This window comes from Streptococcus gallolyticus subsp. gallolyticus DSM 16831 (assembly GCF_002000985.1).
In the GTDB taxonomy this organism is placed as follows: domain Bacteria; phylum Bacillota; class Bacilli; order Lactobacillales; family Streptococcaceae; genus Streptococcus; species Streptococcus gallolyticus.
Window position 1 is genome coordinate 937246 of record NZ_CP018822.1, and the last position, 15125, is coordinate 952370.

Below are 15125 nucleotides of genomic sequence, written 5' to 3' on the forward strand. Positions count from 1 at the left end.
TGTTTATGTCAGTTGTAGATGGGACAAGTCGCTTGCGCAAGGTGCTACTATGTAAACCTGAATTTTTAGTGAGTGCAGCACCAATTAATGTGATTTCAGAACAATATACGAAACCTTTGAATCGCGACAAGATGATGCAGGAATTTGAAAGTGTTGTGAAGGCTTACGAAGAAAATGGGGTAGAAGTGGTTCAAGTAACTTCAACAGAGAATATGCCGAATGCGGTTTTTGCCAGAGATTTTGGTGGCAATGTCAAAGAGGGGTATATTCTTGGACATTTTAAGAAATCTATTCGTTTTTTAGAACGTTCTCATTATCGCAAAATCATGGAAGAGTTAGGAATTCCTAAAATTGCTGAAGTGAGTGAAGGCTATTTTGAAGGAGGTGATTTTGCTTTTATTGATGAAAAAACACTTGCAATTGGTGTGATTGACCGCACGAATCTTACAGGTGTTGATGAAATCCGCAAGCAATTAGAACCTTATGGTTATAGGGTTTATGCTATTAAAGCCAATCCTGATTATCTTCATTTGGATATGTGTTTTAACTTAGTAGCTCCAAAGCTTGCCGTTGCCTATGAAGCTGGTTTGCCAGATGATTTTTTAGCCTTGCTAAAAGAAAAAGGCATCAAAGTGATTGCTGGCACAGAAGAAATGATATTTAAGCATGGTTACAACGTTGAAGCGCTTGGTGATAATCGTGTGATGAGTTTGAAGCAGAATACTTTTATCAATGATGCGCTGCGCAAAGAGGGAATGGAAGTTATCGAAGTCGATATTACCGAGCTATTAAAAGCTGGTGGTGGCGTGCATTGTATGACCTTTCCGCTAGAGCGTTATTAATCAAATACCTGCTGTTAATCTTAATTTGTAGAAGTGGATTGCCACGTTAAAAACAATTTAGAAAGTTTGTTATGTCAACATTTTTAGCTAAATCATTTGAAACTATTGTCGCTTATAATCCTGGTGAACAACTTGGAGATGATTATTTAAAATTAAATGCCAATGAAAGTTCGCAAGAGCCTAGCCCTCGTGTTTTAGAGGTGTTAAAAAATGCTCAAAAATTAAATTATTACAACGACCCTTTCCAAAGTAAATTACGTCAGAAGTTAGCCGATTTACACTCTCTTGAAATGTCAAATATTCTCGTTGGGACAGGGGCAGATGATGTTTTAGATTTGATTTTCAGAACCTTTTTTGAGCGCGGAGACAAAATTGCCTTTCCAAAAATCACCTATCCATTTTACAAAGGATATGCTGATACGTTTGGGTATGAAGCGTTAAAAGTGCCATTAACAAAGGATTTACACGTTGATTTATCAGATTATGAAGAACTTCCTCATGCAGTTTTGGTGGTGAATCCAGATGCTCCAACAGGTTTTCTCAAACCTTTATCTGCTATCAAAAAATTGGTAGCTTCGCACCCAGAGCGACTGGTTATTGTTGATGAGGCTTATATTGATTTTGGTGGTGAATCAGAGAACGCCATTAGCCTTGTCAATGATTTTTCAAACGTGATTGTCGTTCGGACTTTTTCAAAATCTCGTCAATTGGCTGGCGCTCGTATTGGCTATGCCGTGGCTTGTAAAGAGCTCATCAAAGATATGGAAGCTTTAAAAATGGCTGTTAATCCATTTAATATTAGCCTTTTGCAAGAAGAAGTTGCTTTGGCTAGTCTTGAGGATGAATTTCATTTTGAAAAACACGTCAAAGAAATCATAGAAAATCGTGATTTTTTAACATCTGCCTTACGCATTCTAGGCTTCACGGTGTTAAACAGTAAAACCAATTTTGTCTATGCGTCTTCGAAAGTGATTTCTGGTGCGGAATTGTATGAGAAATTGCGAGCTCGTCATATTTTGATTCGTCATTATGCGACAGAAGAAGTTAAGGATTTTGTACGAATTTCAATTGGGACAAAACAAGAAATGCACCGTTTAGTGAGTGAAATTGATGCCATTTTAAAGTCTAGTGGTAAAAAGTCAATAGAAAGTTGATTAATTTTTAGTTGATTTTCTAGAAAAAAGGGTGCACTAAAAATACCTAGCAAAAAACGCTTTTTTCACTAGCTTAACCAAGGACTTGTGCCGATAATCACTTATCTTCCATAGGCCTCCTTGGTGGCGTATAGAGTTGGCGGTTACGTAGTAGCGCATCCACCAGACGCACAAATTTTCTAGCGGTTAAGACGATGGCTCGTTTGTGTTGATGTTTAGGAACTTCTTGATACTTCTTCTTGTAAAAGGCTTGATACTCGCTATCATGTCGTCTGACAGAGTTGGCGGCTTCAACTAAGTAATAACGGAGATAGCGATTGCCACGTTTGACAAGGTCAGTATTTTGAGAATTAGCGTTCCCAGATTGATTCTGTTTCCAATTCAATCCCGCATATTTAGCGACTTGAGGATGGTCTTTAAAGCGTTCAATCTGCCCAATCTCAGCGATAATCCCTGCAGCGTAAACTTTACCAACACCAGGAACAGAAGTTAAGCACTGGTATTCAGGGATGACTTCTACCATGTCTTCAATAGCTTTATCAATATCTTTAATCATTTGTTCCAGATTTCTGATTTCTCGAGCTAATAGCCCGAGAACAACATTGACGGAATCTTGTTGGAGTTTAGAGAGACGATAAGAGCCATTGATAGCTGCTTGAATAGCTTTAGCTAGCTTTTCAGGAGCTTTGAATCGTCCTCTCCCTAATTTTTGGATAAAGTCCGCTAGGTCTTTGAGAGGAACAGTCGCTAATTCGTCTAGAGTATAGTCTTCGGTCATTAGGGAAATGATAGCGCTAGACCAAAGAGAGGTCGTTAGATTCTCATTCTTGATTTCAGTTGATAAGGTATTGCACTTATAATAAATATTTTCGATAAAGTGTTGTTTTGTTCTTGTCAACTGTTCAATGAGTTGAAGCCTTGTTCTCGTTAGGTGTTGGAGAGCCATATACTTTTCTTCTTTGAGAAAAGCAGGTGAAAATCGCTCAATACGGAAATAATCGGCTATGTAGAAGGCATCAATGGTATCATTTTTACTTTCTTCAAAGGCATCTCGATATTTCTTAATCTTATTGGGTTGTTCCACCATGACTTCAACGTTTAAAGCTTTTAAGTTACTATCTTCATGAAAGAACATAGCAGGATGAAAACTATAGAGGCTAGTGGCTTCCATGCCAATGACGATACGTTCAAATGAATAGGTGTCATTGAGTTCAAGAATTTGGTTCTTGATTGCTTGAGCACCGATTAAGTTATTAGGAAGAGAAGATACAAAGGGAGTTGTTGTATCACTAAGCATGATACAGACATCTAATTTGGTAGAGCTAACGTCTAAACCGACAAAACATTTCATTTGGAAGGTCTCCTTTCATTTGTATTTGGAAAGTTTCTTGACTACTGTAAGGTTCCCCAGAAACACGTTGAACCAACAGCCTCGCCTAAGAGAATTCTAATCACTAGCTCACCTGCCGCCTGTACGCTACTACGCACAGAAGTGAGCGTAGTGGAAACAGCTAGTGTGTTGGAAGTAGGAACAACGCTTGGGTAACAGACTTAAAAATGAAGTCTAAGCAACAAGGAGAAAAAGAAACAACCATGAGTCCATTCCATGACTCTATTGTTCTGGAAAACCTTGCAATAGTCAAGTTATAAAAAATTGTTAACACTTGGGATTGAAAAATCCCCATAAACTTATTTTACGAGGAGAAAGACCATGTTAAAAGTGTTAATTTCTGATTATCCAAATGTTTTGGCAGAGCGTGATTTGAGCATTGAAGTTAATCTTTTGAAAGAACTTTTGCCTGCTGATAGCGAGATTTCGGTTTATCCTTATGTTAATGAGGATGAATTTATCGAGAGAATGTCAGGTGTTGATGTCCTTTTGACAGCTTTCTTGCCACTTGGAGAGACTGTGTTGGAGCATTTTCCAGATTTGAAAGGCATTGCCGTGAATGCTACTGGCACCAATACGATTGACCTTGATTATGCTGAGAAGTTGGGAATCGCTGTGCAGCATTTAGGTGCTTATTCAACTGAAGATGTGGCTAATCATACGATTTCTCTTTTGCTAGCGCTCAATCAAAAACTGTTTTTACATCGTAAGTACATTGAAGCAGGCTTTTGGAATTACCAGAAAGTTGGCAATGTGAAGCGCTTGTCCTCGCAAACTTTAGCTATTTTTGGCTTGGGGCGTATTGGACAAGCTGTTGCCAAACGTGCTCAAAGTTTTGGGATGACAGTTATTGCTTACGACCCATTTTTACCAGAAAAAGTGGCTGATGAATTGGGCGTGAAATTGGTTTCGATTGAAACGATACAAGCGCAAGCAGATGTCATTAGTCTGCATTTATTTGCGAACTCTGCCAACAAACATTTCTTTAACCGAGCGTTTTTCAAGGGGCTGAAAAAGCCGATTATTTTTATTAATGTAGCGCGTGGCAGTCTAGTGGATGAATTGGCATTAGCAGAAGCCCTTGATGAGGGAAAAGTTATCGGAGCAGGATTAGACGTCCTTGAAAGTGAGAATCCAGACCTTTCTGAAAATCCTTTTATTGGACGTGATAATGTGCTCATCACACCGCATGCTGCTTTTTACAGTCAAGAGAGTCTTGATACCTTGCAAACACAAACCGTCAAAAATGCTGTCGCGATTTTAAAGGAGTATCATCATGAAATTTGAAACCATAGAAGCCTATAATCTGCCAGAACGTATCGAAGCCATTTCAAAATACTTAGTCTCTATTCTTTCAGTTAATGGAACAAGTGGGGAAGTTGCCGTTGCAGATGCCATTTATAAGCTCGTCAAATCAGCACCTTATTTTAAAGAACACCCAAGGTGTGTCTGGCAGCAAGCTTTGGAACAAGATAGTTTGAAGCGTAAAAATAACTTTGCTCTTTTGAAAAAAGAAGGAACAAAGCAGACTGTCATTCTTCATTCTCACATGGATACGGTTGGCGTTGAAGATTATGGTCCTTTAAAAGAAATCGCCCATGACTCTGATGCACTGCAAGCATTTTTCAAGACTTATGACGAAGATACCCTCATTCAAAAACACGCTCAATCTGGTGATTGGCTTTTTGGACGTGGAATTCTTGACATGAAATCAGGTGATGCAGTCAATATCGCAACGATTTTCTATTATATGGAACACATGGATGAGTTGCCCTGCAATCTGCTTTTGATGACAAATGCCGTAGAAGAAAATGACCATACAGGTGCCATTCAGGCTTCTAGTGAGTTGTTGCGTTTGCGTCAAGAGGGATACGATTTCAAAGCTGCCATAAACACTGATTTTATTTCACCGTCGTATGAAGGAGATGAGAAAAAGTATATTTACACAGGTGCAGCTGGAAAAATGCTAACGTGTTTTTACATCAAGGGGCGTGAAACTCATGTTGGAAGCTGTTTAATGGGAATTGATGCGACGCTTATCTCAAGTGCTATCAATCTGAAAATCAATACCAATCTTGATTTGGTTGAAACTATTTCCAATGAGGAAATTTTGCCAAGTTCTGCCTTACTGCAACGTGACTGCAAAGATTTCTACAATGTGCAAACGAATAAACGAGCCAATCTGTATTTCAATACATTTTTGTATGAAAAGAGTGCTGATGCGGTTTTGCAGACTTTGTTAGCTGCTAGTAAAGAAGCTGTTCAAGAAGTGACAACAAACTATGAGGAACGTTTCAAACTCTACACAGAAAGAAGCCATATTCACAGTAATATCAGCCACGACATTGTAGTAATGACATTTGATGAATACCTTGCTAGATTAGCGAAAAAAGGCTATGACACGAAGATGCTCATTTCAAGCTTTTTGGGTCAAATTAAAGACTATGATAAACGAGAAGTCGGCTTTCAATTAATTGATTATCTAGAAGCTAAAACACAATCAGACGAAGCAAAAGTAGTTGTCTTTTTAGCACCGCCATTTTGCCCACACAATTATACGGATTCTGATAGCGAGGTTGACCAAGCACTCGAACAAATGATGACAGAATTTCCAGAAGAAAATTTTGTCAAACGTCGTTTTTTCCCATTTTTGAGTGATTCAAGTTACCTTGCCATGCGGGAAACGACAGAAAATATTAACAAGCTTAAAGCTAATTTTCCGTTAATGGATAGCATTTATCCATTGCCAGTTGATACTATTAGAACACTTGATATTCCTGCTGTTGATTTAGGTGTTTACGGCATTGGTGCACATACTTGGAAGGAGAGAATTTATAAACCATATTCTTATCACACCCTTCCTAAAGTCATCAGAAGTTTTATTGAACATCTCACCAAGTAACAAGAAATAAATTGAGAAAATTTCGAAAAGTGCTTGAAATTTCCAAAATTTAGGATATAATTATAAAAAAACACAGGAGGAAGCTAAGATGAACATGACACAAACTCTTACAAATTGGCAAAGTTGGCGTAAGTAGAGTTGTGTTTATGTGTTTGCATAGATACGACTTTTGGAGTGCTTCTAAAAAGTATCTATGCGCTAATCTTAGTTACAAAGATAAAAAAGCGTGTAGTAAGCAATTACTAGACGCTTTTCTTTTTAGTTGACTCACCCTGCTGATAGATAATGTTAAGATTTTAAAACCAACGGAGAAAAGAATGAAAAATAAAGCACTTATTGGAACCCTTATTGCTCTTGTTATTTTAGTTGCTGGTTCGATGATTTATGACCAGACTAAAAGCGATTCAAGTAAAAATGATGTGGTTAAAATTGGTATTTTGCAGTATGTGACGCACGATGCTCTAGATGAGATTGAAAGAGGAATTGAGGAGGGTCTTGCTGAGGCTGGCTATGATAGTGATAATGCTGAAATTACGGTGTTGAATGCTGAAGGTGACCAAAGCAAGATTCAAACGATGAGTAAGCAGTTGGTCAATGCTAAAAACGATGTTTTGATTGGTATTGCAACACCAGCGGCACAAGGTTTGGCGTCAGCAACGAGTGATATTCCAGTTGTTATGGGAGCTATTTCTGACCCAGTCGGTGCAAAATTAGTTAAAAATCTTGAAGAACCAGAAGGAAACGTAACAGGGGTTTCCAATCAAGTTCCGATTGAACAAACCGTAGAGCTCATTCAAGAGATTACACCAAATGCCAAGACAATCGGCGTTTTATATGCTAGTAGCGAGGATAATTCAGTATCACAAGTCGCTGAATTTAAAGAGGATGCCGAAGCTGCTGGCATTAATGTCATTGAATACGCCGTACCGTCAACAAATGAAATTACAACAACAATGTCGGTTATGACAGGAAAAGTTGATGCTATCTTTGTTCCACAAGACAATACCATTGCATCAGCCTTTACGACGGTTGTTAATGCTGCCAATGCTGCGAAAATTCCGATTTATTCATGCGTTGATACAATGGTGGAGCAAGGAAGCATTGCATCAGTTGCCCAAAGTCAGTATGATTTAGGTGTGGAAACGGCAAAAATTGCTGTTAAATTGTTAGCAGGTAAAAAAGTGTCAGAAGTTCCTGTCAATATTGTCAATACAGGGACGCCAATCCTTAACTTGAAAGCCGCACAAGAGCTTGGTATTACAATACCAGATAGTGTTCTTTCAGAAGCCACAGTGGCTGTTGAGGCAGATGATAATTAAGGAAGAAGGAGAAAAATCAGATGATTATTTCGTCAGTATCACAAGGGCTTTTGTGGGGAATTCTTGGTCTAGGAATTTACCTTACCTTTAGAATCTTGAACTTTCCAGATATGACAACAGAAGGCTCATTTCCGCTTGGAGGAGCAGTGGCTGTTACTTTGATGAACCATGGTTTTCATCCTATTTTAGCAACACTTGCAGGAATGCTTGCAGGGTGTTTTGCAGGGCTTGTGACAGGCTTGCTTTATACCAAAGGAAAAATCCCAACCATTTTAGCAGGAATTTTGGTGATGACCTCTTGTAACTCAATCATGCTCATGATTATGAAACGTGCTAATCTTGGCTTGCTTGATATTAAAACATTGCAAGATTTATTCCCGTTTGCAGACAGCACTAACTTGCTGATTATTGGTCTTTTAGCGGTTGCTATTGTTATTTCAGGATTGATTTTCTTCCTATACACACGACTTGGTCAGGCTTATATCGCTACTGGTGATAACCGTGATATGGCAAAAAGTTTTGGGATTAATACCGACCGCATGGAAGTTATGGGGCTTACGATTTCAAATGGGTTGATTGCTTTGTCAGGTGCTCTTGTCAGCCAACAAGATGGCTACGCTGATGTCTCAAAAGGAATTGGTGTGATTGTTATCGGACTTGCTAGTATCATTATCGGAGAAGTGTTGTATTCAACTGGTCTAACACTTTTAGAGCGTTTGATTGCCATTGTTGTTGGGTCAATTTTGTATCAATTCTTAATCACGGCAGTTATTGCCCTTGGCTTCAATACGAACTACCTCAAATTGTTTAGTGCACTTGTCTTGGCACTCTGTCTCATGGTTCCTGTTCTTAAAAATAAATTTTTCAAAGGAGTGACCTTATCGCGATGAAAAAAATTGTAGAATTAAAAAATGCTACCGTTCAAGTTAATAACGGTCTTGACGAGGTCAAAACAATCCTTGATGACGTGAATTTGACGATTTATGAACATGATTTTTTGACGATTTTGGGTGGGAATGGTGCTGGGAAGTCAACGCTTTTTAACGTGATTGCTGGAACTTTGATGTTGACTAGCGGAAGCATTTATATCCTAGACAAAGATGTGACGCATTTACCTGCTGAAAAACGTGCTAACTATTTGGCGCGTGTCTTTCAAGACCCTAAAATGGGAACAGCACCACGTATGACTGTGGCTGAGAATCTTCTTATTGCTAAATATCGTGGTGAAAAACGTGGCCTTTTGCCACGAAAAATTCATGCGTTTACCGATGAATTTCAAGCGTTGGTTGCACGAACTGGTAATGGTCTTGAAAAGCATTTGGAAACGCCGACTGGGCTTTTATCAGGCGGGCAACGTCAAGCACTTAGCTTGCTCATGGCAACGCTAAAACGCCCAGAATTGTTGCTACTTGATGAACATACGGCAGCCCTTGACCCTAAAACGAGTGTATCCTTGATGAATTTAACAGATGAATTTGTAACGGGTGACCACTTGACAGCACTCATGATTACACACCACATGGAAGACGCTCTGAAATATGGAAACCGTTTGATTGTCATGAAAGACGGCAAAATTATCAAAGATCTTAATCAAGACGAAAAAGCCCAAATGGCAATCGCTGATTATTATCAATTGTTTGAGTGAGAGAACAGCGCATTGTTATACAAAAACTCCATAAAGCACTAGCATAGTACTGTTAGTGCTTTTATTTTGATTAAGGTTTATGATAAAATAAATGTAATTTTAAACGGAATAATGGGAGGATGGGATTTATGACGACAATTAGGAGTGATAAGGAGACTGCACAAACTTACGCTAGTCAGCTTGTGACTACTTGTCAAACATTAAGTGACGTTGGTAATGCTAGTCAAGATACACAAACGGAGCTTCAAGGGAATACAAAAGCTCACGACCTTATGGAAGAATCAAAGTCTTTGTTAGCACAAATTGTGTCAAGTGTTGAAACAGCTTCTCAAAATCTTCATTCGGTAGCTAGTGATTTTGAAGTGGTGGATCAAGCGGGTGCAGAAAGTTTTGGGAGTTAAGTTAGAGTGACTAGTCAAGATAGATTAATTCAAAAAGAACGTCAATTATTGCAGGCTTTTGAGGAAGCGACGGATAATCGTAGGCTTGCAGAAAGTATTTCTAATGATTTTGAATGGTATGATAGGGAAAGTTTAAGGTTAGAAAATAGCCTTTGGGAAATTTTAGAGCATAGCCGTTATGCAGGAGAGATTGAGCTTAATAATAATCAGCAAAGAGCCTTTCGGTCACGAACTTTTGATTGTGTGATTGATTCGGTTGTTGATTTAAAAAAAGAGGAGATACGGCTTGAAGATGAGATAGACAACGTCCGCAATGAAAGACGTAAGTTATCTTTACAGGGGGAGAAATGAAATGGGACTTAATATGACTTTGGAGCAGTCAGAAGAACAAGCAAGGAGCACGCAGTCTGTTTGTCAAGCAGAAGTGGAGGGATACCAAGCTTTACAAAGAGTAATCAGCGACTTTGCAGAAGAAACAGAGAAGCTAACAGGAAAAGCCTATGATTCGGCTAAAGCTTATTATTCAGCTGTTTTATTGCCGCTTGCTCAAGGTGGTGAATTGTATTCTGAAACTCTTTCGCAAGCCATTGCTAAATTGCCAGAAGAGTATCAAAACCAAGTGGATACCAAAAGTTGGAGTGAGGACGAATTACTTCGCCTTATTCAACAAGAAGAAGACCTTATTAGCCAATTGGACGACATGAATCAAAAGATTTTGCGTCTAACGATTTCAGCGGATGAAAAATCAGAATTAAGACAAAATAATGTGACGTTAATTCGTGGACATCATGCGAATAAACGCGTTTATGAAACGATTTTAGATGATTTACGATCTTATGATAGTTATTCTGTTACTTTGTTCAATGAATTGGAAACAATTAAAATACAAATTACGACAGGATTATCTCAAATCGGTAGCAGTTGGAATGCTTCATCTGGGACATTTACCATTCCAGATGATTTAAGTTGGGCAACAACATTAACATCTCTTAGCACGTCTAAAAAATCAGTAGAAGACATCGAAAAAGCAGATATTATTAATGATTACATGCAGACTTACGGCTTTGATAGAGAAACGGCTACCATTCTTTTTGACCTACAACAAGGCATTATCAAGCAAGCCCAAAAAGAAGACTGGTCAAATCAAAAGGTCATTTATGAATTTAATCGGATAGTTGCGTCGTTTTATTATACTGCTACTAGATGGTATGGTGTTGCAGGAACACTTGCAGAAAAAGATAGAGATGAATTACTTGAGAAATATGGAGTAGCTGCTATAAAAATCCCAAAATTACAGGAAGCTTTATCTGATAATCATGCGAATAGTACATCAAAAGATTTTCTCCATGAAGCGGTTCAGTTATCTGCTTTTACGGAAGGAAGTTGGGGTGAATCTGCTTTTGATATGGCTACGGTTGCACATGTAATGAGTACGATGGGAAATAATGTTTATCAGTATGTTAATATTTTTGGAACAAAGATTCCAATTATAGTCCCAATGGAAAAATATGAAATTTCTTTTAAAGGCGATATTGATTCTGGGCGATATGATGATGCTGATTTTAATTCCGATTTAGACGCTATTAATACCTATCAAAGAATGTGCGATGCTGATAATGTTGAAGATATTTTTAAAATTAACACTAAATATAACAGTGATGTCATTACGAATCAGGTTAATCGTGTCCAAGAATTTTATCAAAATTTAGGCAAGGGAAATATAACTGCTGGAAAAGAAGTAACGAAGTATGTTGTTTCTGCCGAGACTATTGGAAGTAGCTACATCAAGCATGGTAATGAACGTTCTTTATCTGAACAAAAACAAGCAGAAAATGATTTTTATGACTATCTAGAGCGAGGAGAAAAAGAAAATGTCAAATAGGAAGAAAACAATAATTATCTCTGTCATAATTGGTCTCCTTGTGCTTGTTACTTCGTTTTTTGGTTACCGAACTTATCGTTATCATGATTTTAAAAGGGCTTATGAGCAAGGGACACTTGTGGAGCAGTTAGATGTTTTGATGAATGGTAAACGCTATGTGAAAGCGATTAGACACGCTGGTTATGAGGTTGATGACTATGAATTAATTTCATTAGAACGTGTGGATTCACTTGTTACAAAAGGAACACCCGAAATTAATGTTAAGGCTCCTAGTGAATTGGGAAACGTAATTATTCAATTTAAAACAATAATTGTTGGAGAAGATGCTAATGTCTATTTTCAATTAGATAAAGATTTCAAGGTAACCTATCAGTCTGTTGAAGATGAAAATGGTAATGATATTGACATCACATCAGTCCAGCAGGAAAAATTGCTAAAGGTAGTTAAAAAGGAACTTAAAACCATGCTGAAGACTATTTATGAATCAATGTATGCTTGAAACAACCGCTCCTCAACTAAAAAACAAGCAGAAAATGATTTTTATGACTATCTAGAACGAGGAGAAAAAGAAAATGTCAAATAGGAAGAAAACAATAATTGTCTCTGTTATAATTGTTCTCCTTGTGCTTGTTGCTTCGTTTTTTGGTTACCGAACTTATCGTTATTATGATTTTAAAAGGGCTTATGAAAAGGGAACAACTTATGAGCAGTTAGATGTTTTGATGAACAGTAAACGCTATGTGAAAGCTGTCAGAAAAGCAGGATACCAAGTTGAACAATCTGATGTTTTTATGTATGGTCGTATTCCGTGGTTAGTGATTGATGAGAAAGATAATCTGGAAGTGAAATCTCCAGGAGAGACTATTGCAGTCTCTTTTGTAGCAAATGTAGATTCAATTGGAAAAGTAAATGCATTCTGGGTTTTGAACAATAAATTAAAGATTCAAGATTCTCTCTACTACCCTATTCAAGAGGACGGTAGTGATGGCGAGAGAGTAGAGCTTTCAACATCAGAGGAGCAAAAACTTTTAAAGGAAGTTAAGAAAGAGATAACTGATATGCTCAAATCGGTTTATGAATCAGCTTATTAGAGGTAAAAATGTCAAATAGGAAGAAAACACTAATTATCTCTGCCATAGTTGTTCTCATTGTGCTTGTTACTTCGTTTTTTGGTTACCGAGCTTATCGCTATCATGATTTTAAAAGGGCTTATGAAAAGGGAATAACTTATGAGCAGTTAGATGTTTTGATGAACAGTAAACGCTATGTGAAAGCTGTTAGAAAAGCAGGATATGACGTCGATAGTTCAGATGTTTTTATGTATAATAGAATCTTATATTTAACTACAAATGATATCCCTGCTGTGACCATTAGATCAACCGAAGATGATAATCTTTTTATTGTAACTTTTGAAGTTACCGAGAATAATCAAAAGGAAAATGTCTATCTTCAATTAGATAAAGATTTCAAGGTAACCTATCAGTCTGTTGAAGACGAAAACGGTAATGATATTAACATCACATCATCCCAGCAGGAAAAATTGCTAAAGGTAGTCAAAAAGGAACTTAAAACCATGCTGAAGACCATTTATGAATCAATGTATGACTAATACTTAGAGAATTTTAAAATTAGTGAAACTGAGTCAAAGTGCTCAGTTTTTTCATCCCCACAATCGAGCTCTCTAATTCCAAAAGAAGAAAATCTTCTGAAAATATGGTATAATAGTAGTGCTGTAATTCGACTTGCTAACCTTTTTTGGAGGCAAGGACCGTTTGTATGAAAAAAAGCAAAGTAATTTGCTCGTATAAAAAATAAAATGAGGAGAAAACATCGTAATGAGCGATATTAAAATTATTGCCCTTGGAGGTGTGCGCGAAAATGCGAAAAACCTCTATGTGGTAGAAGTTAATGACTCTATTTTCATTTTGGATGCTGGACTTAAATATCCTGAAAATGAACAATTGGGTGTAGATGAAGTCATTCCAAATATTGACTACCTAGTTGAAAATAAAAAACGTGTGCAAGGAATTTTCTTGACGCATGGGCACGCAGACGCTATCGGAGCTTTGCCTTATATTCTATCGGAATTTAAAGCGCCAGTGTTTGGCTCACCGTTGACAATTGAGTTAGCGAAGCTTTTTGTTAAGAAAAATAACAATGTTAAAAAATTTAATAATTTCCATGTTATTGACGCAGAAACTGAAATTGAATTTGCAGATGCGACAATTTCATTCTTTAAAACAACTCACTCAGTTCCTGAAAGTTTGGGGATTGTTGTTGGTACAGATGAGGGAAATATTGTTTACACAGGCGACTTCAAATTTGACCAAGCTGCCCGTAAATATTACCGTACAGACTTGTCTCGTTTGACGGAAATTGGGCGTGAAGGCGTTTTAGCTCTTCTTTCTGATTCTGCTAATGCGACAAGTAATGTTCTGACAGCTAGCGAATCAGAAGTTGCTGCTGAAATGGATAGCATTATCGCAGATGCTGAAGGTCGTGTGATTATTGCAGCCGTAGCTTCTAACTTGGTTCGTATTCAGCAGGTATTTGATTCAGCCGCAGACTATGGTCGTCGTGTTGTTTTAACTGGTTTTGACGCTGAAAATATTGTCCGCACAGCCATTCGTATGAAACGCTTGCGTTTGGTTGATGAAAAATTGATTGTCAAACCAAAAGACATGCACAAGTTTGAAGACCATGAATTGATTATTCTTGAAGCTGGTCGTATGGGGGAACCGATTAATGGTTTGCAAAAAATGGCGCTTGGACGTCACCGTTATGTGCAAATTAAGGAAGGCGACCTTGTTTACATCGTTACAACGCCAAGTCTTTCAAAAGAAGCAGCTGTTGCGCGTGTCGAAAATTTGATTTACAAAGCTGGCGGTGTGGTTAAACTTATCACACAAACAATGAATGTTTCAGGTCATGCCAATGCGCGTGATTTGCAGTTGATGATTAATCTTCTTCAACCAAAATATTTGTTCCCAGTTCAAGGAGAATACCGTAACTTGGCAACGCATGCTGAGTTAGCGCAAGAAGTTGGTATGTATCCAGAAAATATTTACATCGTCAAACGTGGTGATGTCATGGTTCTTGGTAAAGATGGCTTTAATCACGAGGGAAGTGTCCCAGCTGGTGATGTGATGATTGACGGAAATGCGATTGGTGACGTTGGTAATATTGTTCTTCGTGACCGCAAAGTCTTGTCAGAAGATGGTATTTTCATTGTTGCCTTGACTGTTAATAAACGCGAAAAGAAAATCGTTTCAAAAGCTAAAATTCACACACGTGGTTTTGTCTATGTTAAGAAAAGCCGTGATATTCTGCGTGAATCAGCTGAATTGGTTAATCAAACTGTTGAAAATTACTTGGCACAAGATAGCTTTGACTGGGGTGAATTGAAAGGAGCTGTCCGCGATGATGTGGCAAAATTCCTTTTCGACCAAACCAAACGTCGCCCTGCTATTTTACCAGTAGTTATGGAAGTGAGATAAGAAGATAAGGGAGGTAAGGCAAAAGCCAAGTCTCCCTATTTGTTATTTTTGCTGTGCAGTTTTTTCTTGTTTTTTTAAGTTTTGATTGATATA

Annotated in this window: 15 protein-coding genes; 14 read left to right on the forward strand and 1 reads right to left on the reverse strand. The window is 37.8% G+C overall.

The window, feature by feature from the left end; all coding sequences use genetic code 11:
• The first annotated feature begins 5 nt into the window (after positions 1–5).
• Both BTR42_RS04870 and hisC read left to right on the forward strand, forming a co-directional pair.
• A complete protein-coding gene (locus BTR42_RS04870) occupies positions 6–842 on the forward strand; it encodes a dimethylarginine dimethylaminohydrolase family protein (RefSeq protein ID WP_077496642.1) in 837 nt (278 codons plus the stop codon).
• Positions 843–913: 71 nt separating this feature from the next.
• The gene (gene hisC / locus BTR42_RS04875) at positions 914–1996 is read left to right on the forward strand and encodes a histidinol-phosphate transaminase (RefSeq protein WP_077496644.1); all 1083 of its coding nucleotides are present in this window, start codon (positions 914–916) and stop codon (positions 1994–1996) included.
• A gap of 97 nt (positions 1997–2093) precedes the next feature.
• Here the strand turns inward: hisC and BTR42_RS04880 are convergent, their stop codons facing one another.
• A complete protein-coding gene (locus BTR42_RS04880) occupies positions 2094–3347 on the reverse strand; it encodes an IS110 family RNA-guided transposase (protein ID WP_077496147.1) in 1254 nt (417 codons plus the stop codon).
• 360 nt (positions 3348–3707) lie between these two features.
• Between BTR42_RS04880 and BTR42_RS04890 the strand changes: the two genes are divergently transcribed.
• From BTR42_RS04890 to BTR42_RS04945, 12 genes are all read left to right on the forward strand, one after another.
• Positions 3708–4673, forward strand: coding sequence for an NAD(P)-dependent oxidoreductase (locus BTR42_RS04890; protein WP_009853962.1), 966 nt, complete (start codon positions 3708–3710; stop codon positions 4671–4673).
• Positions 4663–6288, forward strand: a complete 1626-nt coding sequence (locus tag BTR42_RS04895; protein WP_012961800.1) for a zinc-binding metallopeptidase family protein — start codon at positions 4663–4665, stop codon at positions 6286–6288. The genes BTR42_RS04890 and BTR42_RS04895 overlap by 11 nt, the downstream gene beginning before the upstream one ends.
• Before the next feature lie 317 nt (positions 6289–6605).
• Positions 6606–7607: a tryptophan ABC transporter substrate-binding protein gene (trpX, locus tag BTR42_RS04900; protein WP_077496646.1), complete on the forward strand. Its 1002-nt coding sequence runs from the start codon at positions 6606–6608 to the stop codon at positions 7605–7607.
• A gap of 20 nt (positions 7608–7627) precedes the next feature.
• Entirely contained in the window at positions 7628–8497 is an 870-nt protein-coding gene (locus BTR42_RS04905; protein WP_009853965.1) for an ABC transporter permease, read from the forward strand.
• On the forward strand, positions 8494–9252 hold the full coding sequence (locus BTR42_RS04910; protein ID WP_009853966.1) for an ABC transporter ATP-binding protein: 759 nt from the start codon (positions 8494–8496) through the stop codon (positions 9250–9252). Before BTR42_RS04905 ends, BTR42_RS04910 begins: the two co-directional genes overlap by 4 nt.
• 128 nt (positions 9253–9380) lie before the next feature.
• Entirely contained in the window at positions 9381–9653 is a 273-nt protein-coding gene (locus BTR42_RS04915; RefSeq protein ID WP_009853967.1) for a TIGR04197 family type VII secretion effector, read from the forward strand.
• Between the two features lie 6 nt (positions 9654–9659).
• On the forward strand, positions 9660–10004 hold the full coding sequence (locus BTR42_RS04920; protein ID WP_013642970.1) for a hypothetical protein: 345 nt from the start codon (positions 9660–9662) through the stop codon (positions 10002–10004).
• A 1-nt stretch (position 10005) separates the two neighbouring features.
• Positions 10006–11535: an LXG domain-containing protein gene (locus BTR42_RS04925; protein ID WP_077496648.1), complete on the forward strand. Its 1530-nt coding sequence runs from the start codon at positions 10006–10008 to the stop codon at positions 11533–11535.
• Positions 11525–12034, forward strand: coding sequence for a tetratricopeptide repeat protein (locus tag BTR42_RS04930; RefSeq protein WP_013642972.1), 510 nt, complete (start codon positions 11525–11527; stop codon positions 12032–12034). Before BTR42_RS04925 ends, BTR42_RS04930 begins: the two co-directional genes overlap by 11 nt.
• 73 nt (positions 12035–12107) lie before the next feature.
• Positions 12108–12626, forward strand: a complete 519-nt coding sequence (locus tag BTR42_RS04935; RefSeq protein ID WP_077496650.1) for a tetratricopeptide repeat protein — start codon at positions 12108–12110, stop codon at positions 12624–12626.
• 8 nt (positions 12627–12634) lie between these two features.
• The gene (locus BTR42_RS04940; protein ID WP_077496652.1) at positions 12635–13144 is read left to right on the forward strand and encodes a tetratricopeptide repeat protein; all 510 of its coding nucleotides are present in this window, start codon (positions 12635–12637) and stop codon (positions 13142–13144) included.
• A 226-nt stretch (positions 13145–13370) separates the two neighbouring features.
• Positions 13371–15032, forward strand: coding sequence for a ribonuclease J (locus BTR42_RS04945; RefSeq protein ID WP_009853973.1), 1662 nt, complete (start codon positions 13371–13373; stop codon positions 15030–15032).
• Positions 15033–15125: the final 93 nt, after the last annotated feature.

What these genes read in the sequence shown, in the direction of transcription:
- BTR42_RS04870 (WP_077496642.1), top strand. Translation starts at nt 6, where the DNA reads ATGTCAGTTGTAGATGGGACAAGTCGCTTGCGCAAGGTGCTACTATGT.
- hisC (WP_077496644.1), top strand. Translation starts at nt 914, where the DNA reads ATGTCAACATTTTTAGCTAAATCATTTGAAACTATTGTCGCTTATAAT.
- BTR42_RS04880 (WP_077496147.1), bottom strand. Translation starts at nt 3,347, where the DNA reads ATGAAATGTTTTGTCGGTTTAGACGTTAGCTCTACCAAATTAGATGTC.
- BTR42_RS04890 (WP_009853962.1), top strand. Translation starts at nt 3,708, where the DNA reads ATGTTAAAAGTGTTAATTTCTGATTATCCAAATGTTTTGGCAGAGCGT.
- BTR42_RS04895 (WP_012961800.1), top strand. Translation starts at nt 4,663, where the DNA reads ATGAAATTTGAAACCATAGAAGCCTATAATCTGCCAGAACGTATCGAA.
- trpX (WP_077496646.1), top strand. Translation starts at nt 6,606, where the DNA reads ATGAAAAATAAAGCACTTATTGGAACCCTTATTGCTCTTGTTATTTTA.
- BTR42_RS04905 (WP_009853965.1), top strand. Translation starts at nt 7,628, where the DNA reads ATGATTATTTCGTCAGTATCACAAGGGCTTTTGTGGGGAATTCTTGGT.
- BTR42_RS04910 (WP_009853966.1), top strand. Translation starts at nt 8,494, where the DNA reads ATGAAAAAAATTGTAGAATTAAAAAATGCTACCGTTCAAGTTAATAAC.
- BTR42_RS04915 (WP_009853967.1), top strand. Translation starts at nt 9,381, where the DNA reads ATGACGACAATTAGGAGTGATAAGGAGACTGCACAAACTTACGCTAGT.
- BTR42_RS04925 (WP_077496648.1), top strand. Translation starts at nt 10,006, where the DNA reads ATGGGACTTAATATGACTTTGGAGCAGTCAGAAGAACAAGCAAGGAGC.
- BTR42_RS04930 (WP_013642972.1), top strand. Translation starts at nt 11,525, where the DNA reads ATGTCAAATAGGAAGAAAACAATAATTATCTCTGTCATAATTGGTCTC.
- BTR42_RS04935 (WP_077496650.1), top strand. Translation starts at nt 12,108, where the DNA reads ATGTCAAATAGGAAGAAAACAATAATTGTCTCTGTTATAATTGTTCTC.
- BTR42_RS04940 (WP_077496652.1), top strand. Translation starts at nt 12,635, where the DNA reads ATGTCAAATAGGAAGAAAACACTAATTATCTCTGCCATAGTTGTTCTC.
- BTR42_RS04945 (WP_009853973.1), top strand. Translation starts at nt 13,371, where the DNA reads ATGAGCGATATTAAAATTATTGCCCTTGGAGGTGTGCGCGAAAATGCG.